Annotated in this window: 25 protein-coding genes; all 25 read left to right on the forward strand. The window is 31.0% G+C overall.

The window, feature by feature from the left end; genetic code table 11:
• Positions 1-10: 10 nt before the first annotated feature.
• The 25 genes from rfbA (WY13_RS11350) (at position 11) to rfbA (WY13_RS11470) (ending at position 23,478) form a co-directional block, all read left to right on the forward strand.
• Complete coding sequence (gene rfbA / locus WY13_RS11350; RefSeq protein WP_063555763.1) at positions 11-889, forward strand: glucose-1-phosphate thymidylyltransferase RfbA; 879 nt, start codon at positions 11-13, stop codon at positions 887-889.
• 20 nt (positions 890-909) lie between these two features.
• Positions 910-1,785 carry a dTDP-4-dehydrorhamnose reductase gene (gene rfbD / locus WY13_RS11355; RefSeq protein WP_063555764.1) on the forward strand — a complete coding sequence of 292 codons (876 nt, stop codon included), beginning with the start codon at positions 910-912 and terminating at the stop codon, positions 1,783-1,785.
• Between the two features lie 47 nt (positions 1,786-1,832).
• Entirely contained in the window at positions 1,833-2,381 is a 549-nt protein-coding gene (gene rfbC / locus WY13_RS11360; protein ID WP_063555823.1) for a dTDP-4-dehydrorhamnose 3,5-epimerase, read from the forward strand.
• A gap of 671 nt (positions 2,382-3,052) precedes the next feature.
• Positions 3,053-3,523, forward strand: coding sequence for a hypothetical protein (locus WY13_RS11365; RefSeq protein ID WP_063555765.1), 471 nt, complete (start codon positions 3,053-3,055; stop codon positions 3,521-3,523).
• Between the two features lie 22 nt (positions 3,524-3,545).
• Entirely contained in the window at positions 3,546-3,824 is a 279-nt protein-coding gene (locus tag WY13_RS11370) for a hypothetical protein (protein ID WP_063555766.1), read from the forward strand.
• Between the two features lie 162 nt (positions 3,825-3,986).
• Positions 3,987-4,232, forward strand: coding sequence for a DUF4160 domain-containing protein (locus WY13_RS11375; protein ID WP_242866454.1), 246 nt, complete (start codon positions 3,987-3,989; stop codon positions 4,230-4,232).
• A 19-nt stretch (positions 4,233-4,251) separates the two neighbouring features.
• On the forward strand, positions 4,252-4,590 hold the full coding sequence (locus tag WY13_RS11380; RefSeq protein WP_063555768.1) for a DUF2442 domain-containing protein: 339 nt from the start codon (positions 4,252-4,254) through the stop codon (positions 4,588-4,590).
• Positions 4,591-4,842: 252 nt separating this feature from the next.
• A complete protein-coding gene (locus tag WY13_RS11385) occupies positions 4,843-5,082 on the forward strand; it encodes a hypothetical protein (RefSeq protein ID WP_063555769.1) in 240 nt (79 codons plus the stop codon).
• A 590-nt stretch (positions 5,083-5,672) separates the two neighbouring features.
• Positions 5,673-6,332: an exopolysaccharide biosynthesis polyprenyl glycosylphosphotransferase gene (locus tag WY13_RS11390; protein ID WP_082848480.1), complete on the forward strand. Its 660-nt coding sequence runs from the start codon at positions 5,673-5,675 to the stop codon at positions 6,330-6,332.
• Between the two features lie 157 nt (positions 6,333-6,489).
• Positions 6,490-7,008 (forward strand): antiterminator LoaP, encoded by a 519-nt coding sequence (gene loaP / locus WY13_RS11395; protein ID WP_082848472.1) that lies wholly within the window; start codon positions 6,490-6,492, stop codon positions 7,006-7,008.
• 21 nt (positions 7,009-7,029) lie between these two features.
• The gene (locus tag WY13_RS11400; protein ID WP_347459287.1) at positions 7,030-8,265 is read left to right on the forward strand and encodes a nucleotide sugar dehydrogenase; all 1,236 of its coding nucleotides are present in this window, start codon (positions 7,030-7,032) and stop codon (positions 8,263-8,265) included.
• A gap of 50 nt (positions 8,266-8,315) precedes the next feature.
• Complete coding sequence (locus WY13_RS11405; RefSeq protein WP_431602459.1) at positions 8,316-9,386, forward strand: SDR family NAD(P)-dependent oxidoreductase; 1,071 nt, start codon at positions 8,316-8,318, stop codon at positions 9,384-9,386.
• A 28-nt stretch (positions 9,387-9,414) separates the two neighbouring features.
• Positions 9,415-10,566, forward strand: coding sequence for an NAD-dependent epimerase/dehydratase family protein (locus WY13_RS11410; RefSeq protein WP_063555772.1), 1,152 nt, complete (start codon positions 9,415-9,417; stop codon positions 10,564-10,566).
• Positions 10,567-10,588: 22 nt separating this feature from the next.
• Positions 10,589-11,572 (forward strand): hypothetical protein, encoded by a 984-nt coding sequence (locus WY13_RS11415; protein ID WP_063555773.1) that lies wholly within the window; start codon positions 10,589-10,591, stop codon positions 11,570-11,572.
• Positions 11,573-11,593: 21 nt separating this feature from the next.
• A complete protein-coding gene (locus WY13_RS11420; RefSeq protein WP_063555774.1) occupies positions 11,594-12,151 on the forward strand; it encodes an acyltransferase in 558 nt (185 codons plus the stop codon).
• 13 nt (positions 12,152-12,164) lie between these two features.
• A complete protein-coding gene (locus WY13_RS11425) occupies positions 12,165-13,007 on the forward strand; it encodes a glycosyltransferase family 2 protein (RefSeq protein WP_063555775.1) in 843 nt (280 codons plus the stop codon).
• 11 nt (positions 13,008-13,018) lie between these two features.
• Entirely contained in the window at positions 13,019-14,122 is a 1,104-nt protein-coding gene (locus tag WY13_RS11430; protein ID WP_063555776.1) for a glycosyltransferase, read from the forward strand.
• On the forward strand, positions 14,122-15,156 hold the full coding sequence (locus WY13_RS11435) for a glycosyltransferase (RefSeq protein ID WP_082848473.1): 1,035 nt from the start codon (positions 14,122-14,124) through the stop codon (positions 15,154-15,156). The genes WY13_RS11430 and WY13_RS11435 overlap by 1 nt, the downstream gene beginning before the upstream one ends.
• Positions 15,157-15,175: 19 nt before the next feature.
• On the forward strand, positions 15,176-16,387 hold the full coding sequence (locus tag WY13_RS11440; protein ID WP_063555777.1) for an O-antigen ligase family protein: 1,212 nt from the start codon (positions 15,176-15,178) through the stop codon (positions 16,385-16,387).
• A 9-nt stretch (positions 16,388-16,396) separates the two neighbouring features.
• Positions 16,397-17,281, forward strand: coding sequence for an ATP-grasp fold amidoligase family protein (locus tag WY13_RS11445; protein ID WP_063555778.1), 885 nt, complete (start codon positions 16,397-16,399; stop codon positions 17,279-17,281).
• A gap of 17 nt (positions 17,282-17,298) precedes the next feature.
• The gene (locus WY13_RS11450) at positions 17,299-18,738 is read left to right on the forward strand and encodes a DUF362 domain-containing protein (RefSeq protein WP_063555779.1); all 1,440 of its coding nucleotides are present in this window, start codon (positions 17,299-17,301) and stop codon (positions 18,736-18,738) included.
• A gap of 102 nt (positions 18,739-18,840) precedes the next feature.
• Positions 18,841-19,749 (forward strand): alpha-1,2-fucosyltransferase, encoded by a 909-nt coding sequence (locus tag WY13_RS11455; protein ID WP_156499023.1) that lies wholly within the window; start codon positions 18,841-18,843, stop codon positions 19,747-19,749.
• Between the two features lie 9 nt (positions 19,750-19,758).
• Positions 19,759-21,240: a lipopolysaccharide biosynthesis protein gene (locus tag WY13_RS11460; protein ID WP_063555781.1), complete on the forward strand. Its 1,482-nt coding sequence runs from the start codon at positions 19,759-19,761 to the stop codon at positions 21,238-21,240.
• Positions 21,241-21,343: 103 nt separating this feature from the next.
• Positions 21,344-22,399 carry a dTDP-glucose 4,6-dehydratase gene (gene rfbB / locus WY13_RS11465; RefSeq protein ID WP_063555782.1) on the forward strand — a complete coding sequence of 352 codons (1,056 nt, stop codon included), beginning with the start codon at positions 21,344-21,346 and terminating at the stop codon, positions 22,397-22,399.
• A gap of 200 nt (positions 22,400-22,599) precedes the next feature.
• Positions 22,600-23,478: a glucose-1-phosphate thymidylyltransferase RfbA gene (gene rfbA / locus WY13_RS11470; RefSeq protein ID WP_082848474.1), complete on the forward strand. Its 879-nt coding sequence runs from the start codon at positions 22,600-22,602 to the stop codon at positions 23,476-23,478.
• Positions 23,479-23,489 lie beyond the last annotated feature (11 nt).

Genomic DNA, 23,489 nt, shown 5'->3' on the forward strand with positions numbered 1-23,489 from the left:
AGTGTTAATTATGAGAAAGGGCATAATACTAGCTGGAGGTTCTGGAACCAGGCTTTATCCAATGACTAAGGCAATATCAAAGCAGATTGTTCCCATATATGATAAACCTATGATTTATTATCCACTTTCTGTGCTTATGTTAGCTGGAATACGCGATATTCTTATTATATCAACACCAAGAGATATAAGTGTTTTTAAGGAACTTTTTGGTGATGGAAGTCAGCTTGGACTTAATTTTAAGTATGAAGTACAGTATGAACCAAAGGGGCTTGCGGAAGCATTTATAGTTGGAGAAAAATTTATTGGAAATGACGATGTAGTCCTTGTTTTAGGGGATAATATATTTCATGGATATAGTTTTACTGAAAGGTTGAAAGCTGTCTCAGAGAGGCATAATTTTTCAACTATTTTTGGATATCATGTAAGCAATCCTAAAGATTTTGGTGTAGTAGAATTTGATAATGATTTTAATGTTATTTCCATAGAGGAAAAACCCTCAAAGCCAAAATCCGATTATGCAGTGCCAGGACTTTACTTTTACACTAATGATGTGGTGAATATAGCAAAGAATATAGAACCTTCTTCAAGGGGAGAGCTTGAAATTACAGATGTAAATAATGAGTATTTAAAAACGGGCAAGCTTAAGGTAGAGCTCTTTGGAAGAGGAATGGCCTGGCTTGATACTGGAACTCCCCAGGGTCTTTTAAATGCCGCTAATTTTGTGGAAGCTGTGCAAACAAGACAGGGACTTTACATAGCTTGCATAGAGGAAATTGCCTATAGACAAGGATACATAGATGATAATCAACTGATAAAGCTGGCAGAGCCCCTTAAAAAAGTTGCTTATGGAAAATATATTTTAAGTTTACTTGATAGAAAACATTATTAATATTTTAGGAGTGAATATGATTGAAAGTATTGATTACAGGAGGAAAAGGTCAGCTTGCTGGGCAGCTTGAAGAAATTTTGCTTATGGGAAAATCTGAAATAGGAGCACTTGATAAAATTTACTCTGATGCTGAAGTGCGATTTCCAAGTAGAGAGGAACTTGATATAACCAAATTAAATGATGTTAGAAATTTTATAACTGGTTATGCTCCAGATGTAATTATAAATTGTGCTGCTTATACTAATGTGGATAAGTGTGAAACTGATTTTGAAAGTGCTTTTAAGGTGAATTCTTTAGGAGCTAGAAATTTAGCATTAGCTTCGCAAGATATAAAAATAAAACTTGTACATATTTCTACTGACTATGTTTTTAACGGCAGAGGTACTGTTCCTTTTAGGGAATACGATTTACCTGATCCTGTAAGTGTTTACGGAAAAACTAAACTTTTAGGGGAGCAGTATATTAGAGAAAATTGCAGCAGATATTTCATAGTAAGGACATCCTGGCTTTATGGCTTATATGGTAAAAATTTTGTATACACTATATTAAAAGCTGCAAAGGAAAAAGGACATTTGGATGTGGTAAATGACCAGAGAGGTAATCCTACTAATGCTGAAGATTTAGCTTACCACATTTTAAAGCTTGCTCTTACTTGTGAATATGGTATATACCATTGTACTGGTAAGGGTGAGTGCAGTTGGTATGATTTTGCTTGCAAAATTGTGGATTATGCTGGCATAGAGTGCACTGTATCTCCTATGACTTCAGAGAAGCTCAATAGAGCAGCTAAAAGACCGGAATTTTCTTCTCTTGATAATATGATGCTCCGATGTACTGTTGGTGATAACATGAGGAACTGGGAAGATGCACTTAAATCATTCATACAAAAATTGTGAGCTGTGAATTGTGAATTGTGAATTGACTAAGAAGGGACATGATTAAAATAGGTAAATTTAATTTTATAAAAACAGAAATAGATGGAGTATACATAATAGAAACAGGTATTTTTGGAGATAACCGTGGTTATTTTATGGAAACTTATAATTATAATGAATTTAAGTCAGCAGGCCTTGATATGGTCTTTGTCCAGGACAATCAGTCCAAATCTAAAAGGGGAGTGCTCAGAGGACTTCACTTTCAAAAAAATTATTCTCAGGGAAAACTGGTGAGAGTAGTAAAAGGCAGAGTGTTTGATGTTGCTGCTGATTTAAGAGATGGATCTAGTACCTATGGAAAGTGGGTAGGAGTTACACTATCTGAGGAAAATAAGAAACAATTTTACATTCCAAAGGGATTTGCCCATGGATTTTTGGTACTTTCAGATGAAGCGGAGTTTTGCTATAAATGTACTGAGTTTTATCATCCTGAAGATGAGGGTGGCATCATATGGAATGATCCTGATATAAACATAAAATGGCCTCTTGAAGGTATTAATAATATTATTTTCTCTGAAAAGGATAAGTTATGGCCTACATTGAAAGAGTATAAGTAAGAAATTATATTCTATGGTTGCTGTAAATATTGAGGTATGATAAACTATCTACATACAATTCAATAGAGTTGCGTGTGGGCAACTGGTATTGCTATCCCTTTTAGGAGGGAGGTGATACATATGTACGAAATGTTTATAGTAGTTTTTGCTGCTCTATCATTTTTGGTAGCGTTGATAAATTTAGTTATCGTACTTATAGATAAAATAAAAAAGTAGCCCACCGACGCAATTGGTATGGCTGCTTTTTTAAATAATTAATTAGCTAAACTAGTTGCCTAAACAACTAGAATTGTATACTACAGGGTGTCCCAACACCCTGTTTTTATTATGTCAATTTCTTAACTTAATTATACAGTATGTATTTTTAAAGTCAATAAGCTGAATTTAAAAATGTATATATTGAGTTTGAAACAGTATGTTGGAAATGTGGAGCTGATTTGAGCAGGGACACTCTGTATATCAAAAGTTATGAATATGATAAAGCAATTGATATTAAATATGTGAAGAAAGTAGTAAGCAGGGTAGAGTGATTTACCCTGCTTTTTATATGGATGACAGTTACTGTATGACATATAAATAGAAAATGTAATTAATTTATAATAAATGAGCATTTTATAAATAAATACAGTATGATATAATGATATAAATGAAACTAAGGTAGAGTGATAAGATTGGCAAATGAAAAAATAAAATGGCATCCAGCCTTTGCAGCAGCAATACAGCTCGAACTAAAAGAATATAAGGAAGACTTGGAATTTGTAACAGAGTACCAGCTGACAGATGAACCTTTGAGAATAGATGTGTTAGTGATAAAGAAACTGAAAGATATAAGGATAACTAAATTGCTGGGGAAAATATTTAGAAAATACAATATATTTGAATATAAGTCACCCACAGATTATATATCAATAGATGACTACTACAAAGTAAAGGCCTATGCATATCTGTACAAAGCATTATCGGAAGGAACCAATAAGATAAATATAAAAGAAATGACGATAACATTAACATCAAATAAATATCCCAGAAAATTGGTAGAGTACTTGAAAAGTGAACAGGGAGCCATAGTGAAAGCTGTGAATAATGGTATATATTACATAAAGAATACAGACATAGAAACACAACTTTTGGTATCCAAATGAAATATTGGAGGGATATAAAAATATGGGAAGAGTTAAATTAAGCGAAGATAATAGAGAATTTCTACTTGATATGATGAAAAAGCTTGAATTAGATAAAAAACTTAAGCAAGAGGGAATAGAAGAAGGAATAGAAAGAGGAATAGAAAAAGGGATAGAAAAAGGAAAAGAAGAAGGAAAAGAAGAAGGAATAAGGCAACTAATATTAAGACAATATAAAAAAGGACTTAAAGTAGAATATATAGCAGATATAAATGACATTGACATTGAATATGTGAAGAAAGTAGTAAGCAGGGTAGAGTGATTTACCCTGTTTTTGATTTTTGATACATCCACTAGTTATGTTATGCATTTTATTAAAAAAGTGTATATGATATAATAGTATAAAGAAAGTTTATTTAATAGAGAATACAGTTTTAGTAAATAGATATATCAAGAAAGGGTTTTTGTTATGCCTACAATATGTATGTTTAGAGGAATAAAGGTTTACATTAATTATAGAGATCATCTTCCCCCACATTTTCATGCTGAATATGGTGAGTATAGTTGTTGTATTACTATTGATGATATAGAATTACTAAATGGATGTATGCCAAATAAGCAACTTAAAATGTTATATGGATGGGCTGCTTTGCACCAAGAAGAATTAAAAGAAGATTGGTATCTTGCTAAGTTACAGAAAGAGTTATTTTCAATAGAACCTTTGAAATAGGAGTTTGGAGGTGAGCATCTTGAAAACAAATTCGGTTCCTGATAAAGTTACAGAATATTTTGCTAAAGGACCTAGAAAAATTAAAAAGATTATTCCAAATGATGATTATACATTAACAATAGTATTTGATAATGAAGAAATAAGATTATATGATATGTCAAATAATTTATTCGGAGTATTTGAAGTGCTAAAGGATATAGATAAGTTTAAAGAAGTATTTATAGATGAATCTGGAAACATTGCTTGGGATATAGACAAAAACATTGATTCCAATATCGTATGGAATAATAGGATTGATATATGCAAAGATTCAGCATATATGAATTCTGTTTCACTGGAAAAGAAGCGTCCATTTTAATAACAACAGGGAATATATTAGAAGGTAGAATTGATAATATTGAGTTTGGAACAGTATGTTGGGAATGTGGAGCTGATTTGAGCAGGGATACTTTGTATATTAAAAGTTATGAATATGATAAGGCAATTGAAATGTAGCAATTGGTGTATAGTAGTAAGCATGGTAGCGATCGGATAAAAAGAATTAGTAAATTCATTTATATTGAAATATAATTAAACTGATGTTAAAATCTAAAATATAGGTGGTGAAAAAATGGATAATGAAATTTTAGATCTATTAAAAACTATCAACAATAAACTTGATGAACATACACAAATATTAAGATCTTTAGAGCATGCGAGTGAGATTCATAAAGCAGAAATAGATAAAGTTAATTATACTGCTGCAAAAATTGAAGGGGAAGTTAAAGGAATTAGAGAAGACCTCACAACAGTAGAAATGATAACATCAAAAAATTGGAATGATATATCAAAATTAAAAGCAGTAAAATAATAGAGAATCTAGATAAAGAGTTAAATGAAATACAAAAAGAGGTATTTGATAAGGATAGCAGGGTAGAGTTACCCTGTTTTAATTTTTGTTATATCCACCAGTTAGTGTGCATTTTCTAACTTAAAAATCAACTTATATATAAAATATACTAACAAAATTGAAAACACTTTTAAAAACTTTTCTATAAGTCTTAGCGAGGTATTTTAGAAAATCTTAGGAGCTTAGATATGTTTGAGGTACGAGTTTAGCTGAGCTTCTTAGATTTTCAAAATACCGAGCTTTAGACTTATTAAAGTTTTTAAGGTGATGAAATTTGTTAGTATATGGCTGATATAAGTTGATTTTTCGTTTAGAACTACTACTAAGTTGATGGTTATTTTTTTGCCTAAAATTACATACTTTTCTAGACAAATTGCAGTATATATCTACCCCAATTTGACAAAAAATCATAGTTTAGCATTTTTTCATTAAACTTGACAAAACTGCTTATATTTTAAACTTGTTTATACTCAAATACCACATTATTATTAGATATGAGGGGGTTATGTAGACCTAATTGAAAAAAAGGTGGGGATTTTCCATTGAATAGGCTGCAAATCGAATCTATTGAAATAGTGGTGAAAGGTATGGAAAAATATGAAAAAAGTTCTGGTTATCATTTCCTTAAGAGAATTATAGATGTGATTTTTTCTTTTATAGGAATTATTGCCTTTTTTCCTATTATGTTTGTAGTGGCAGTTGCAATTAAGCTTGATTCTAAAGGGCCTATTATATTTTCACAGGTTAGGGTGGGAAAAAACGGTAAAATTTTCAAAATGTACAAGCTTAGGTCTATGACCCATGATGCAGAACAGCTTTTGGACAACCTTCAACATAAGAATGAAATGACAGGGCCAATGTTTAAGATAAGGGAAGACCCAAGGATTACAAGGGTGGGAAGGTTTATAAGAAAAACTAGTCTTGATGAACTTCCTCAATTGTTTAACGTGATTAAAGGTGAAATGTCACTGGTAGGTCCGAGACCTAATCTTCCAAGAGAAGTTGAAAAATTTACTTGTCAGCAAAAAATTAAGCTTTTGGCAAAACCAGGACTTACATGCTACTGGCAGGTTATGGGCAGAAGCAATGTTGATTTTGAAGAATGGATGAGGCTTGATTTAAAGTACATAAAGGACAGAAGCATGCTGCTAGATATAAAATTAATATTTAAAACTTTAGGTGTATTCTTTGGAGATGAAAATGCAAAATAGAGGTAAGTTTGTTATAAATCAATACAAATTTTAGAGAATTAAAATCGTCGCATTGCCGCGTTTTGACTATCTAAATGCCATAAAGATATAGAATTCACAGTTAAAAAATTGTATTTTACTTGTGAAATGGCGAAGCCTGTCCAAAAGGAGGAAAATTATGTGGTATGCAGTTCAAGTTAGAACAGGAGATGAAGAAAAGATAAAGCTTATTTGTAATAAGTTGATATCCAATGATGTTCTACAAGAATGTTTTATACCTTATTATGAGAAGAAGATAAAATATATGACAAAATGGCATATAACAACTGAAATATTATTTCCCGGATATATCTTTATGGTTAGTAATCGTATAAATGATTTGATATTGGATGTAAAAAAGATCCCTGATTTAATTAAAATTCTTGGGGATGAAAATGAGATAATACCTCTATATGATAGGGAAATAGAATTTTTAATGAGATTTGGCAAAGAAGATCATCTTGTTAAAATATCATATGGATATATAGAAAATGACAAAATTGTAATAACAGATGGCCCGATGAAGGGTTATGAAGGAACTATAAAAAAGATTGATAGGCATAAGAGAAAAGCAATAATACAAGTGGAGTTTTTTGGAAGAACTATGGAAGTTAGTGTTGGTGTAGAGATTGTAAGGAAGGTACAAAGTGAAATTTGATGATTTTAGGGGGAAATGGAGATGTACAAAATTGCAGTAGCCGGTACTGGTTACGTAGGATTATCAAATGCAATTCTTTTGGCCCAGCACAATGAGGTAATAGCTGTGGATATTATTGAAGAAAAGGTTAGATTGATTTCTGAGAAAAAGTCCTCAATTGTAGACAAAGAGATTGAGGAATACTTAGCAAACAAAGAACTGAAATTATCTGCTACTACAGATGGAGTATCTGCTTATAAAGATGCCGATTTTGTTATTATTTCAACACCAACTAATTATGACCCAGTTAAAAATTATTTTGATACAAGTTCAGTTGAAGCTGTTATTGATTTGGTGAAAAAAGTAAATCCAAATGCAATAATGGTTATCAAATCTACAGTTCCTGTAGGGTATACAAAATATGTAAGAGAAAAATATCAGTGCAAAAATATCATATTTAGTCCAGAGTTTTTGCGTGAAGGTAGGGCATTATATGACAATCTTTATCCTTCACGTATTATTGTGGGGGTACCTCAAAATGATGAAAGACTGGTGGAGGCTGCAAAAATTTTTGCAAGTCTTTTGACAGAAGGAGCAATTAAAGAAGAGATACCAATTTTGTTCACGGATTTGACAGAGGCAGAAGCTGTGAAACTATTTGCAAATACATATTTAGCATTAAGAGTGTCTTATTTTAATGAACTTGATACTTATGCTGAGATGAGAGAATTGGATACACAGCAGATTATAGAAGGTATAGGATTGGATCCGCGAATTGGCAGCCATTATAATAATCCAAGCTTTGGGTATGGCGGTTATTGTCTTCCAAAGGATACTAAGCAATTACTGGCAAATTACAATGATGTACCTCAGAATATTATGGAAGCAATTGTTAAAGCTAATAGAACAAGAAAAGATTTTATTGCAGATCGTGTATTAAAAAAAGTTGGTTATTATAGCTCTAATAGCTGCTATGAAAGTAGTAAAGAAAAAGAAGTTATTGTTGGGGTTTATCGTTTGACTATGAAAACAAATTCGGATAACTTTCGTCAGTCATCAATACAAGGTGTTATAAAACGCATTAAGGCTAAAGGGGCTGCAATTGTTATATTTGAGCCAACATTAAGGAATGGCACTACATTTTTTGGCAGTAAGGTTGTGAATGACTTAAATAAATTTAAGCGCATTTCAGATGTAATTATTGCTAATCGCTATGATAGTTGTTTGGATGATGTAGAAGAAAAAGTTTATACGAGAGACTTATATAAAAGAGATTGATGAAATTCTATGAAAATAGAAGATAAATTAAAATTATTGGGGTAGGAGTTATGACAATGAAAGGTTATATAGATTTAACAGGCAAAACTATATTAATTACAGGTGCGGCTGGTTTTATAGGTTCTAACCTTGCAAAGCAGTTGTTGATAACTGTAGATGATATTAAAGTTGTTGGGATCGATAACATGAATGACTATTATGATGTTTCTTTAAAAGAATACCGTTTGAAGGAACTTAATGCATATTCTAATTTTAGATTTATAAAAGGAAACATTGCAGACAAAGAGGAAGTTAAAGCAATTTTTGATAATTATGAGCCAGATATTGTAGTAAACTTAGCAGCACAAGCAGGTGTCCGCTATTCTATCAAAAATCCGGAGGCTTATGTGGAAAGCAATCTGGTAGGATTCTTCAACATTCTGGAATGCTGCCGCCATTCCTATGATGAAGGCAAGAAAGGTGTCCAGCATTTTGTTTATGCTTCTAGTTCTTCTGTATATGGTTCTAATAAGAAGGTACCGTATTCTACAGAGGATAAGGTTGATAATCCAGTATCTCTTTATGCAGCTACTAAGAAGTCCAATGAATTGATAGCACATGCTTACAGTAATTTGTATGGTATTCCGTCCACAGGACTTCGATTTTTTACAGTTTATGGGCCTGCAGGAAGACCAGATATGGCATATTTTAGCTTTACAAATAAGATGGTCAAAGGGGAGAAGATCCAAATCTTCAATCAAGGTGATATGTATCGGGACTTTACTTATATTGATGACATTATCACAGGTGTAGTTAAAGTAATGCAGAAGACACCAGAACTAACTGAGGATGGTGTACCTTATCATGTATATAACATTGGAAATAATAAGCCAGAGAGTTTGATGTATTTTGTAGAGACTTTGGAAAAGTGTTTGATATCAGAAGGCATTATTGAGAAACAGGCAGAGAAAGAATTCTTGCCTATGCAGCCTGGTGATGTGTATCAGACTTATGCCGATGTAGATGAATTGGTTAGAGATTTTGGCTTTAAACCTGGTACAAGTTTGGAAAAAGGCTTGAGGCAGTATGCTAAGTGGTATCGGGAATTTTATTCGCTAATAAATATAAGGCAAGTTGATTAAAACATTAAATTTCGAGGTGTTTATTTAAATGAAAAAAGTTTTAGTAACAGGTGGAGCTGGCTTTATTGGCACAGAGATTGTAAAACAATTAGATAAAATCGGAGAATACGAGATTACTGTTTTAGATGCATTAACATCTCAAATTCATGGAGAATATGCTGAAGAATCATATCTCTTTAAAATGATTAAGAATAAGTGCAGATTTATAAAGGCAGATATAAGAGATTTAAGTTCTGTAAAATATGCAATTGCAGACAATGAATATATTATTCATTTGGCGTCAGAAACAGGAACAGGTCAGTCAATGTATATGGTTAATCAATATAATGATGTAAATGTTATGGGAACATCTAACTTACTTCAGGCAATTTTATCTTTAGGAAATAAAAGCAGTGTTAAGAAGATAGTACTTTCTTCCTCAAGGTCAATATATGGTGAGGGAAAATATGAATGTTGTAACTGCGGTATAGTATATCCTAGAAGTCGCAAAAAAGATAAAATGGAAAATGGTGACTTTAATATGTACTGTCCTAAGTGCGGTTCAAAATTGAAAGTTGTTTCTACAACGGAGGATAGTGAGGTTATTCCTCATTCCCTATATGCCTTTACTAAATATGCCCAGGAAAAAATGATTGAAACCATGTGTCCGGCAGCGGGACTAGAATACACTATTTTTAGATTCCAAAATGTATATGGAGTTGGTCAATCCTTAAAGAATCCATACACTGGAATTTTATCTATTTTTTCTTCTTTGCTGTTGGAAAATAAAAATATAAATATTTTTGAAGATGGACAAGAGAGCAGAGATTTTGTGAATGTTATAGATGTTGCTAGTGCAGTAATTTCATCATTAGATAACTTAAAAAGTAACAATGAAATTATTAATATTGGCAGTGGAAAGGCAATTAGTGTACTTGATATTGCAAACAAGTTGAAAAAATTTTACAAGAGCAATAGTAAAATAAATATTACTGGTGATTTTCGTATAGGAGATATAGCACATAACTTTGCGGATATTCAAAAAGCTGTATCAATATTGGATTACAAACAAACAGTTAATTTAGATAAAGGGTTAAATGATTTTTGCAATTGGGTTTTAAAGCAAAATACCGATACTAGTGGATATGAAAAGTCACTTGTTGAGATGGAAGCAACTGGAATGCTTATCAGAAAAAATTAAGATTCAGTAGAAGGTGAAACATATGAAGCTGCTTTTAATTATGCCAAACTTTTTTGATTACCCTCAAGTGATAAGTGAAGAATTGAATAATTTAGGATATGAGGTTGATTGTTTTGATGATAGACCAAGTACGAATGGCTTTATTAAAGCGATTATTCGAGTAAAAAAAGATTTAATTAATCATTATATAAAAGTATATTTTAATAAGATGATGGAAACAGTCAGGAAGAATAGGTATGATATTGTACTTTTGATTTCTGGTCAATCATTATCCTTTAGTGCAGATATGATAAAAGAGGTAAGGAAATCACAGCCAAATGCAAAATTTGTGTTATATCAGTGGGATTCATTAAGAAATTTTCCTTCAATTCAGAATGTTCATGAATATTTTGATAAATGTTATTCCTTTGATAAAGAAGATGTTAATGACAATTCTAATTTAAAATTTTTACCTTTATTTTATAGTAAAAGATATGAAGAGATTGCACAAAAAGCAGATATAGAAATTAAATATGATTTTTGTTTTGTAGGGACAGCACATCCTAAAAAGTATAAATATATTAATATGATGTCAGAGCAGCTAATGACAGTATATAATAATCAATTTATCTATTTTTTCTTTCCTTCTAGGCTTGTATTTCTTTTCCGCAAACTGAGAAATATGGAATTAAGAAAAGCACAGTATAATGAGTTCCATTATACTCCATTGAATGGTGAGGAGATGGATAAATTAATCTCTCAATCACGTTGTATTCTTGATTCGGCACAAGCTGGTCAGGTTGGACTGACAATTCGTGTATTAGAAGCATTGGGGGCAAAGAAAAAATTAATTACCACAAATGAAGATATAAAAAATTATGATTTTTATCAAGAAGAGAACATATATGTCTATGATGGAAAGTTTGATTATAATTCTGTGTTTTTTTCACAAGATTACAAGTCTATTGCAAAAGAAATCTATGAAAAATATTCATTAAAAAATTGGTTGAAAATAATTTTGTCATGATATTGGTATAAAGGAGAAAAAATGCATCTAATAAAATATGTATGGGCTGTAAGAGCGTTAATTTATAAGGCTTTTTTAGGTCATGTAGGTAATTTATCTTATATAGGAAAACCAACATTTATCGAAGGCTGCAAAAATATTCAAATAGGTAATCGAGTGCGAATTTTTCCGGGAGTTAGGATGGAAGCTATTGGTGATGGAAAAATTATTATAGGAGATAATGTAGCAATTGAGCAAAATGTTCATATTACTTCTATGGGATCAGAGTTGAAAATTGGCAATAATACAACTATTTCTGGAAATGTTTTTATTACCAATTTGGATCATGAATATAGAAATCTAAATAAGAGCATTATGGAACAAGAGCATATATTATCTTATACAGAAATTGGCAACAATAGTTTTATAGGTTATGGTGCATCTATACAAGCAGGTACTATATTGGGAGAACAATGTATTGTTGGCACTAATTCGGTAGTAAGAGGAAAATTCTCTGATCATAGTGTAATTGTAGGAGCTCCAGGAAAAATTATAAAATATTATGACTACCAAAAAAAGAAATGGGTAAAGTCATTATAATTAAGGAGATTTTATGGGTGATATAACGGCAATTATTTTGACCAGAAATGAAGAAAGTAATATCAAATTGTGTATAGATTCTATTCGACATATTGTAAAACGAATAGTAGTTGTTGATAGTTATAGTGAGGATAATACAGTAGATATTGCTCAAAAATTAGGAGCTGAAGTTTATCAACACGAATTTTATAATTATGCAAAGCAGTACATGTATGCTGTAGATATAGCAAATGTTTGTACAAAGTGGATTTTGCGTATAGATGCAGATGAAAGATTAACGTTAGAGTCTGCACAAGAGTTAGAGAAACTGTGTAGAGAAAACTTAGAGACTGATGTTAATGGTATAATGTTAAGATTTTGTATAAACTTTTTAGGTAGAGAAATAAGACATGGTGGAATGTATCCATGGAAAAAACTTAGTGTTTACAAAACTGGTGTTGGAAATATTGAAAATCGAAATATGGATGAACATATAATTTTACAATATGGAAAGGTTATAGAAGCTGCTGAGGATTCAAAACATTTACCTTTTAAAGGTCTTACATTTTTTACTTCAAAGTCAAATTGGTACAGTACTAGAGAGGCAATGGATTTTTTCGATAGTAAGAAAGGTACTAACATGGATAAAAAAACTTGGGTAAAAATGAATATTTATTATAAACTTCCTATAGGTTTTCGTTCTTGGATATATTATATATATAGGTATTATTTTCGCTTAGGTTTTTTAGATGGAAAGGAAGGAAAGATATTTGTTTTTCTTACAGCATATTGGTATCGTTTTTTAGTGGATGCAAAAATTTTTGAACATGAAAAATTAGGAGAAGAGTTTAAGCCCACAGGGGCTTTGAGATTATAAGGAGAAATGGCATGGTAAAAGTTTTAATTATTTTGGGTGGACTAGGAGGCGAAGGAATTAGCAATTCTGTCCTTACATATCTGGAGACAATGGATAAAAAAGACATTGATATATATTTGGGAGTGGCGGGGCCAGCAAAGAAGAGTGCTTTAAAGAGAGCTCAAGCAATAGGAATTAATTTGAGTATTTTGCCAGGAAGAAATAGCAAACCTATTCTGTACTTTAAGGCATTAAAAGAATTTGTGCGTACACAACATTTTGATATTGTTCATGTTCATGGAAATAGTGCAACTTTAGCTTTAGATATGTTAGCAGCTAAAAGAGGCGGATGTAATATTAGAATTGCACATAGTAGGAATACTTCCTGTACTCATCCTATTATTGATAAAGTATTACGCCCATTATTTTATGCAAACTATACAGATGGTTTTGCTTGTGGTGAGAAAGCTGGAAAATGGCTATTTAAAAATCGGCCATTTACAGTAATTCCGAATGGAAAAAATATTAATAGATTTTTATTTAATGCAGATATCAGAAATACAATGCGGCGAGAACTTGGGATAGATGATAAGATAGTTCTTGGGCATGTAGGGGTGTTTAATATACAAAAAAATCATGCATTTTTAATAGAAATTTTTAGGGAGATTTGCACTCGAAGCAATCGGTATGTTTTGGTTTTAATTGGGGAAGATGGTGGACTGCAGTCAGATATTAAAAAGAAAGTTAATGATTATAATTTAAATGATAAAGTGAAATTTATAGGATTTAAAAGAGATATTGAAAAATATTTATGTGCAATGGATATTATGGTGTTCCCGTCAATATATGAGGGATTACCTAATGTAGTTTTAGAGTGGCAATTGTCGGGACTTCCAAGCCTTTTATCTGACTGTATAACTCGGGAATGTAAAGTAATGGATTATGCTGAGTATTTACCTTTGGATAAGGGAGAAAAATTTTGGACTGATAAAATATTGTCTACTTCAATACGAAAACGTAATGGAGAACAAAATTATATAAAATCTATATTTTTAAAGGCAGGCTATGATATTGAAAATAATGCAAAACTTTTGAAGCAAATTTATTTTAAATTAGTGGAAACGAGGTTATATTGATGAAAAAAGTTTTGTTTGTTGCAAATAAATTAGGCGGCGGAGGTGCAGAACGTGTTTTGACATTGGTTGCAAATGAAATGGAAACTATGGGTTATGATGTTTCAATAGTTGTATTTCACAAATGTTCTGAAAAATACGAAAATTCTTGCCCGGAGATATATTATTCTTTTAAGAATGATATAAGTCAGATTTTAGGCCTTCGAAAAATTATAAGAGCTCAAAAACCAGATGCCGTTATTGCTTTTGAATATTTTGTTAATATGAAAACTATATTAGCAGCCGTAGGAATGGGAGTCAAAGTAATCATATCAGAACGAAATAATCCATATATACTTCGCAGTCAACCGTTAAAATATGTTTTGAGAAATTACTTATACGGTTTTGCAGATACGCTTGTTTGTCAAACCAAAGATGCTAAAGCAGCCTTTCCACTGCGAGTGCAAAAAAAGTCAGTTGTAATATTAAATCCTATTAAAGATAATGTTCCTAGATGGAATTATGAAAATGCTAATCGTACCATTATTAATTTTTGTCGTTTGGAAAAGCAGAAAAATATTCCTATGTTAATAGCGGCTTTCGAGATTGTTTATAAGAAACATCCAGATTATACATTAGAGATATATGGCAGTGGCAGAGAAGAAGAATATATTAAAGAAATAGTAAGACAAAAAAGGTTAGAGCATTGTGTAAAATTATTACCATTTTGTCCCAATATACATGAAATAGCTGCAAAATGTGCAATGTTTGTTTCTTCTTCGGATTTTGAAGGTCTCTCTAATTCGATGTTAGAAGCTATGGCTATTGGTATGCCTGTTATTTGTACAGATTGTCCTATTGGTGGAGCAAGAATGGTAATTAATAATGGCAAAAATGGCCTGTTGATACCAGTAGGTAATGTTGAAAAATTAGCAGAGGCTATAAATAAAGTGATTGAAAATAATAGGTTTGCATGTGATCTTGCTAAAGAATCTGTTTTAATTTCTAAAAAATTATCTTTGCAAAATATAGTAAAAAAATGGACGGAATTAATATAACGTGGAGGACATTAAAAAAATGGAGATGCCTAATACTTTGCATATATCATTAAATAAAATTATGGTATTGCTTTTTTTATTTGGAATGATTGTTTTAGATAGTGGAACTGTGTTGATGAAATCCATTAAGCTTGTATTTGTGATATTTGTCTTTTTTTATCTAGCAGTATCTAAAAAAATTTATATTAATGGTCATATAAAATGGTTGACTATTTTTTGTGCTTATTCTATATGTTCTATTTTATGGTCCTATTCTCGCAGTGCAGCAATTTCAGGGGCCATTACTTTAGCAATAAATAGCCTTTGCATATATTCAATTTTGCAATTAATTTATCGGGATAAAGAATGGGAAAATTTGATATTCCCTGTATTATCTGTATTTCCAATAATTTATTCTATCAAAATAATGTTTCAATATGGAGCATTGAATTTTTTTAGTGGAGCTCGAAATATTACAGAGGCAGCATCATCTATGCATAATATAATGGGTATTTACTGTGCTTTTGGAGTTTGTTTTGCAGTTATTTGTATGAAAAAATCAAGAACTTTAAGAGGAATTTATTGGATAATTATTACTTTAAACTTGTGTATAATTGTTTTGTCAGGATCACGCAAAGCAATTATATATATTTTAGTATCCCTGGTAGTATATTTTGTACTAAAGAGAAAAAATCCATTTCGTATATTAAGAAACATTATAATTGGGATAATATTTCTACTTATTTTGTTATATATAGTATGGCATAATGAGTTTTTATATACCATGGTAGGTCAAGGTTTAGAATCTATGTTAATAGGCATATTAAATATTGGGCAGACAGATAGCAGCACGGCAATGAGAATGAGAATAATCCAGTGGGGACTGGATTGGTTTCATTATAAACCAGTTTTTGGCTATGGACTAGAGAATTTTGCACAACTTCATTTAGCTGTCGGTGGATCAATGGCAATAGCTGATAATAATTATATTGAATTGTTAGTTGATTTAGGGCTGACAGGTGTAGTGTTATACTATTTTATATTTTTAATAATTATTATTCGATTTGTTAAAAACTTTAAAGTAATTAATTCATCTTTGATTATGCTTTTTGGAATAACTATATCCATAATTGTTTGCGATTATGGTGCGTGTTCTTATAAGAGTTTATATTTTCAATTTTTAATTAGTATTATTTGGTTATCACAGAAACAATGGAATTTCAGACAGTATAAGAATTTAAAGAAAGTGTGATGCAAAAAGATGATAAAAAGAAATGTATTACAGCGAGCAACAGCATGTTTAGCGGCAAAAGGATACTTAAATTGGATATCTGACACTAATTATTTAAAAATGTTATTTTGGGCACGCATGGGTAAAAAATTGAACTTGTCAAATCCGAGAACATTTAATGAAAAATTACAATGGTTAAAAATTAATAATCGTAAGTTGGAATATACAACTATGGTGGATAAGCATGAAGTACGCCAATATGTAAAAGATAATATTGGTGAACAGTATTTAATTACTTTATTGGGCGGACCTTGGAACAATTTTGATGAGATTGATTTTGATGCTTTGCCTGATCAATTTGTACTTAAATGTACGCATGATAGTGGAGGAGTAATTATTTGCAAAGATAAACGGAATTTTAATAAGGGGGCAGCAAGATTAAGATTAAACAAGAGTTTGCAGCGAAATTATTATTATTCTGGTAGGGAATGGCCATATAAAAATGTAAAGCCAAGAATAATTGCTGAGAAATATATGGTTGATGATAGCTCTAAAGACTTAAAAGATTACAAATTAATGTGTTTTGGAGGGAAAGTTAAGTGTTCATTTGTGTGCACTAATCGTGATTTAAATGATTTAAGGGTAACTTTTTTTGATAGGCAGTGGCAAAAAATGCCATTTGAAAGACATTACCCAGTAGACTCTAAAAACATTCAAAAGCCAATTGGTTACGGTGAAATGATTTGCTTGGCTGAGAAGTTAGCAGATAATATTCCATTTGTACGTGTTGATTTTTATAATATTAACGGAAAGATATACTTTGGAGAATTAACATTTTATCCTGGTTGTGGTTTTGAAGAATTTACACCAGAAGAATGGGACCATAAATTAGGTAATTGGATAACACTACCATAGAAAGAAGGTTAGTAGTTGTGTTAAGAGATGAAGTATCATTTGTTATAGAAGAAAATGTGAACTATCCAGATTATAAGTCCTATTGTTCTCCTTCTGAAAAGTATCCTGAATATAGATATATGGATATTTCAAAGGAATCTAATAATGTATATAAAATGATACGAAAAGGTTTTATTTTATTGAGGTTGGATAAGGAGAATATTGGAACAAAAGAGTGGAATCCATTAGGCAGTTATATTAAAAAGGGAGATACGGTATTGATTAAGCCTAATTGGGTACTTCATGTAAACAATGAACCTGTATTTCATGATATGGAATGTATGGTAACACATCCATCGGTTATACGTTGTGTAATTGATTATGTACTTATTGCCTTGAAAGGTACAGGCAAGATTATTGTAGCTGATGCTCCTATTCAAAAATGTCATTTTGAAGAATTGCAGCAGCAAATGCATTATGCCGAGTTGTGGGAATATTATCATGAAAAAGGTATTGATATTTCAGTTATAGATTTACGTGATATTGTAGCTGCATTTAGTAAGAATGGTACAGTTTCTTTGGAAAATCATAAAAATCCAGGAATGCTTGTTAAATTAAATGAGTTATCGGAGTTTGAAAATGTTGATAATGATAAAATTTCAAAAATGAGAATTACTTGTTATCCTACAGATGCTTTGCAAAGTCACCATAATGCTGGAAAACATGAATATATGATAGCAGGGGAAGTATTAAGTGCCGATACAATTATTAATTTGCCCAAACCAAAGTCTCATAGAAAAGCAGGTATGACAGCTTGTGCCAAAAATTTTGTGGGCATTTGTACAAATAAAGAATATTTGCCGCATCATACGATAGGTGAAAAAGCTTCAGGAGGAGATGAATATCTAAATAAAAATATATTTTTAAAGTTAGCTTCAAAAGCATTGGATAATTATAATAATGCTGCTTATGCACAAAAGAAATCGGTATCTTATTACCACTATAAATCCTTTATTTTAAATATGTTAGGGCATAAGTTGTGTAATGAAAAATACTCAGAAGGAAGTTGGTGGGGAAATGACACAATTTGGAGAACGATTGTGGATTTGAATTATATTGTAAAATATGCAGATAAAAATGGAGTTATTCAAAATACTGAACAAAGAAAAATATTTAATATATGTGACATGATTGTTGTTGGAGAAAAAGAAGGCCCAATGGAGCCGTCTCCAATGAAATTAGGGGCTATTGTTATGGGTGATGAATGTGCTGTAGTGGATCGATTTATATGTGAGATATTTGGTTTTTCCAGTGAAAAAGTTCCATATATTTCTTATCTATTAAATAAACAAAATTTAACTGAAGAAGAAATAAAAATTAATTATAAGAATAAAATTTTTAAGTTTTCAGAATTTAAGTTCAATCCTAAATGGCATGTAATACCTACGAGTGGATGGCTTGGACATATAGAACAATAGTATTTATTGAAGGTATAAAAAAATTAGAGAATAAGGTGATGTTTGGTGATTTTTATTTCACAAGGAGGAAGATGTGGAAATCAGTTGTTTAATTATGCTTTTATGAGGAGATTGCAGAACTATTATCCAAATGAAAAAGTTGTATTTGATTTTAGTGATGTGGTTTTAAAATCTACAGAAAAATCATGTGGACAATATTGGGAAGATTCTCTTAAGTATTTTAATACTATACCGTATGAGACGATTACATATGGTGATAATATAATTTCTAAGTATGGATCATTTAAACAGAACATTTCATTTTTAGTTTGGAAATTTGCAAATAAATTTGTGAAAAATAATTTGTCCGCTAAATCAATAAAATTTCAAGAAAGACTGTACTATTATTTATCTAAATTTGGCATCTATTATTTGAATAATGGTTATTCAAAATTTCAGATTTCTGGAGCCAAAAACAAATTTATTTATGGAACATATGAAGATATTCGATGGTTTGATGATATAAGAGAAAAGTTGTTGATAGAGTTTACCCCCAAAGCACCTGTTTTAGATACAAATATTGAGCTATATAATAAAATTATTTCTTCTAATTCAATTTGTATTTCTTTGCGTAGATGGGACCTGGATGTGCAGAATAATACAGGATTAAAGGCTAGGAAAATTTGTGATGAAAATTATTATTCTCAAGCAATTAATTATATGAAGTCTAAGGTAGATAATCCGGTATTTGTTGTTTTTTCTGATGATGTTGAATGGGGAAAAAATATTGTGAAAAAAGCAGCTGGAAATGAAACTATTATATCTGAGTCTGGTCAAGATAATGTGGCTGAAAAATTGCGATTAATGTATTCTTGTAAGCATTTTATATTAGCTAATAGTACTTTTTGTTGGTGGGCTCAATATTTATGTAAGAACGATAGTAAAATTGTTGTGTCACCAAATTGTTGGTTGAAAATAAAAAATTATTCACATCCTCTTATTTCAAATGAATGGGTTTTGCTTAAAACTTAGGAGAAAATAATGAACAGAGAAAAGAAATTAACATACAATACAATATCTTCGCTAACTAAACAGTTTGTAGTTTTAATATGCGGTTTTATATTACCAAGACTTTTTTTAACAAATTATGGTTCCACCGTAAATGGACTAGTATCATCTATTACTCAATTTCTTAGTCTTGCAGCTATATTCGATGCTGGATTAGGGGTGGTTATTGAAGCATCCTTGTTCAAGCCGCTTGCTAAATCAGATACATTAGAAAGAGATAAAATACTAACTTCAGCTCAAAAATTATATAATCACTTTGTTCAAATTTTATTTGTATATGTAGTTGGTTTAGCAGTGTTGTACCCATTTAAAGTGCTTAATAGTTTTGAATATGTTTATACACTTACATTGATTATAGCAATTTCAATTAGTTCATTTGGACAATATTGTTTTGGAGTCACACGATCTGTGTTACTTTCTGCTGATCAAAGATCATATATTAATAATTTTTCGTATATAGGAACTACAATACTAAACACGATTGTTGCTGTAGTTTTAATAAAATTTGGATGTTCAATTCAAGTTGTAAAACTGGCATCTTCTCTTGTATTTACTCTAAGACCTATTTTATTGATATGGTATGTTAAAAGAAAATATAACATTAATTGGCATACAGAATATAGTAAAGAACCAATTAAACAAAAATGGAATGGACTAGCACAGCATATTTCTGCACTTATTCTTGCGAATACGGATATTGTGGTTTTGACATTGTTTTCAACATTGCAAAATGTATCAATTTATTCAGTTTATTTTCTTGTGATAAATGGAATAAAGGAAGTAATTTCGGCTGCTTCTATTGGTATTCGTTCATTAATGGGTGATATGCTTGCAAAGAATGAAATTTATCTTCTTGCTAAAAAATTTAATAGTATTGAATGGATATTTCATACTATTACAACATTATTGTTTACAATTACTGCCATACTAATTTGTCCTTTTATAAAAGTATATACATTAGGGGTTAACGATGCTAATTATTATGTTCCTGTATTTGCTGTTTTATTATGCATGGCGTATGCAGTAAATTGTTTAAGAACACCTTATCAGTCTTTAATTATGGCTGCAGGACATTTTAAACAAACTCAGGCAAGTTCAATTATAGAAGCAGTAATTAATATTGTTGTTTCTATTATAGTAGTATCTAAATTTGGAATTGTAGGAGTAGCATGTGGTACATTAGTTGCAATGCTATATCGTACAGTTTATTTAAGTTGGTATTTGTCACATAATATTCTAATGCGTCCATTAGAATATTTTTTTAAAAATTTAATATTAGATTTAGTATCTATGATTGTAATGATGGTATCAACCAATTGGATTATTATGGCACAAACAAACTATCTGTTATGGATTGTTATGGCTTTGAAGGTAGGAATTATATGTTTGATTGAATGTATTATTATTAACATGATTTTTTATCCTAAAGAAATTTGTAATATATTAAAAAAATAACAAATTCTTAGTTTAACACATTGTGCTAGATTTTGTAATTTGAAATAAGATATATAATGGGCATTTTCTTATAGATAAGCACAATGCAGGAAGGAGTTTTATTATGAAGACTTATTTGGTAACAGGTGGAGCAGGATTTATTGGCTCTAACTTTATTCACTACATGTTAAAAAAATACTTAAATGTAAAAATAATAAACTATGACAAGCTAACCTATGCAGGTAACCTTGAAAACTTAAGGTCTATATCTAAAAACCCTAACTACATCTTTATTCAAGGAGACATATGTGACAGAGAAAAACTTCAGCAGTTGTTTCAAAAATATGATATAGACTATGTAATAAATTTTGCAGCAGAATCTCATGTAGACAGGAGCATAAGAGATCCTGAAATATTTGTAAAGACGAATATTCTGGGAACTGTCGCACTTTTAGATGCTGCTAAAAATGCGTGGATTGTAGAAGATGGCTTTAAACAGGGTAAAAAATATCTTCAAGTTTCCACAGATGAAGTTTATGGTTCTCTTGGAAGCGAAGGATATTTTACGGAAAAAACTCCCCTTGATTCTCACAGCCCTTACTCCTCAAGCAAAGCTTCTGCTGATTTGATGGTAAAGGCTTATTTTGATACCTATAAAATGCCTGTAAATATAACCAGGTGTTCCAATAACTATGGTCTCTATCAATTTCCTGAAAAGCTCATTCCACTTGTTATAAACAATTGTCTAAATAAAAGGGATATTCCCGTATACGGTGATGGACTTAACGTAAGAGATTGGCTTTATGTAGAAGATCACGGTAAGGCTATAGATATAGTTATACATAGGGGCCAGTGTGGTGAAGTTTACAATATAGGTGGACACAATGAAAGGACAAACATTCATATAGTTAAAACAATAATTTCATATATACATGACAATGTAGATTTTTCTGTAGATGAAAGTCTTATAAAATATGTGGAAGATAGAAAAGGGCATGACAGGAGATATGGAATTGATCCTTCAAAAATTAAAGATGAACTTGGCTGGTATCCTGAAACGAAATTTGAAGATGGCATAATAAAAACTATAAAGTGGTACTTAGATAATAAAGATTGGATGAATAATGTAACTTCTGGGGATTATAAGAAATACTATGAGAAAATGTATAAAAGTAAATAACAAAGCTCAAATAGCAAAGAATAAATAATGAAATTTTGCCATAGATAAAATAAATATAATTATTTTCTGACGCAGGAAGAAAATATTCCTAATTTGATATTTGTTATCTGAACTTTGAACTTTCAATTGTCACTTGAAACTCATGCATAACTATTAATTCTTAATTATTAATTCTCAATTAAAAAAGGGGGTGTTAAATTTTGAGAAAGGGCATAATACTGGCTGGAGGATCTGGAACCAGGCTTTATCCTATGACTAAGGCAATATCAAAACAGATTGTTCCAATATATGATAAACCTATGATTTATTATCCACTTTCTGTACTTATGTTAGCTGGAATACGCGATATTCTCATTATATCAACACCAAGGGATATAGGTGCTTTTAAAGAACTTTTTGGTGATGGAAGTCAGCTGGGGCTTTCTTTTCATTATGAAGTACAGTATGAACCAAAGGGGCTTGCGGAAGCATTTATAGTTGGAGAAAGATTTATTGGAAATGACGATGTAGTCCTTGTTTTAGGGGATAATGTATTTCATGGATATGGTTTTACCGAAAGATTAAAGGCTGCTTCAGAGAGACATGATTGTTCAACAATTTTTGGATATCATGTGAGCAATCCTAAAGATTTTGGTGTAGTGGAATTTGATAAAGACTTTAATGTTATTTCCATAGAGGAAAAGCCTTCAAAGCTAAAATCCGATTATGCAGTGCCAGGGCTTTATTTTTACACTAATGATGTGGTGAATATAGCAAAACATATCAAGCCTTCTCCAAGAGGAGAGCTTGAAATTACAGATGTAAATAATGAGTATTTGAGAATGGGCAAACTTAAAGTAGAACTTTTCGGAAGGGGAATGGCCTGGCTTGATACTGGAACTCCACAGGGGCTTTTAAATGCTGCTAATTTTGTGGAAGCTGTTCAGACGAGGCAGGGACTTTACATAGCTTGTATAGAGGAAATTGCCTATAGGCAAGGATACATAGATGATAACCAACTGATAAAGTTAGCAGAGCCCTTGAAAAAAGTTGCTTATGGAAAATATATTTTAAGTTTGCTGAATAAAAAATATTACTGATATTTTAGGAG

The organism is Clostridium ljungdahlii (genome assembly GCF_001636845.1).
Taxonomy (GTDB): Bacteria; Bacillota; Clostridia; order Clostridiales; family Clostridiaceae; genus Clostridium_B; species Clostridium_B ljungdahlii_A.

Bases quoted from the DNA above. Each gene is read 5' to 3' on its own strand.
- rfbA (WP_063555763.1), top strand. From the start codon at position 11: ATGAGAAAGGGCATAATACTAGCTGGAGGTTCTGGAACCAGGCTTTAT.
- WY13_RS11370 (WP_063555766.1), top strand. From the start codon at position 3,546: ATGGGAAGAGTTAAATTAAGCGAAGATAATAGAGAATTTCTACTTGAT.
- WY13_RS11375 (WP_242866454.1), top strand. From the start codon at position 3,987: ATGTTTAGAGGAATAAAGGTTTACATTAATTATAGAGATCATCTTCCC.
- WY13_RS11385 (WP_063555769.1), top strand. From the start codon at position 4,843: ATGGATAATGAAATTTTAGATCTATTAAAAACTATCAACAATAAACTT.
- loaP (WP_082848472.1), top strand. From the start codon at position 6,490: ATGTGGTATGCAGTTCAAGTTAGAACAGGAGATGAAGAAAAGATAAAG.
- WY13_RS11400 (WP_347459287.1), top strand. From the start codon at position 7,030: ATGTACAAAATTGCAGTAGCCGGTACTGGTTACGTAGGATTATCAAAT.
- WY13_RS11405 (WP_431602459.1), top strand. From the start codon at position 8,316: ATGACAATGAAAGGTTATATAGATTTAACAGGCAAAACTATATTAATT.
- WY13_RS11410 (WP_063555772.1), top strand. From the start codon at position 9,415: ATGAAAAAAGTTTTAGTAACAGGTGGAGCTGGCTTTATTGGCACAGAG.
- WY13_RS11415 (WP_063555773.1), top strand. From the start codon at position 10,589: ATGAAGCTGCTTTTAATTATGCCAAACTTTTTTGATTACCCTCAAGTG.
- WY13_RS11420 (WP_063555774.1), top strand. From the start codon at position 11,594: ATGCATCTAATAAAATATGTATGGGCTGTAAGAGCGTTAATTTATAAG.
- WY13_RS11425 (WP_063555775.1), top strand. From the start codon at position 12,165: ATGGGTGATATAACGGCAATTATTTTGACCAGAAATGAAGAAAGTAAT.
- WY13_RS11430 (WP_063555776.1), top strand. From the start codon at position 13,019: ATGGTAAAAGTTTTAATTATTTTGGGTGGACTAGGAGGCGAAGGAATT.
- WY13_RS11435 (WP_082848473.1), top strand. From the start codon at position 14,122: ATGAAAAAAGTTTTGTTTGTTGCAAATAAATTAGGCGGCGGAGGTGCA.
- WY13_RS11440 (WP_063555777.1), top strand. From the start codon at position 15,176: ATGGAGATGCCTAATACTTTGCATATATCATTAAATAAAATTATGGTA.
- WY13_RS11445 (WP_063555778.1), top strand. From the start codon at position 16,397: ATGATAAAAAGAAATGTATTACAGCGAGCAACAGCATGTTTAGCGGCA.
- WY13_RS11455 (WP_156499023.1), top strand. From the start codon at position 18,841: ATGAGGAGATTGCAGAACTATTATCCAAATGAAAAAGTTGTATTTGAT.
- WY13_RS11460 (WP_063555781.1), top strand. From the start codon at position 19,759: ATGAACAGAGAAAAGAAATTAACATACAATACAATATCTTCGCTAACT.
- rfbB (WP_063555782.1), top strand. From the start codon at position 21,344: ATGAAGACTTATTTGGTAACAGGTGGAGCAGGATTTATTGGCTCTAAC.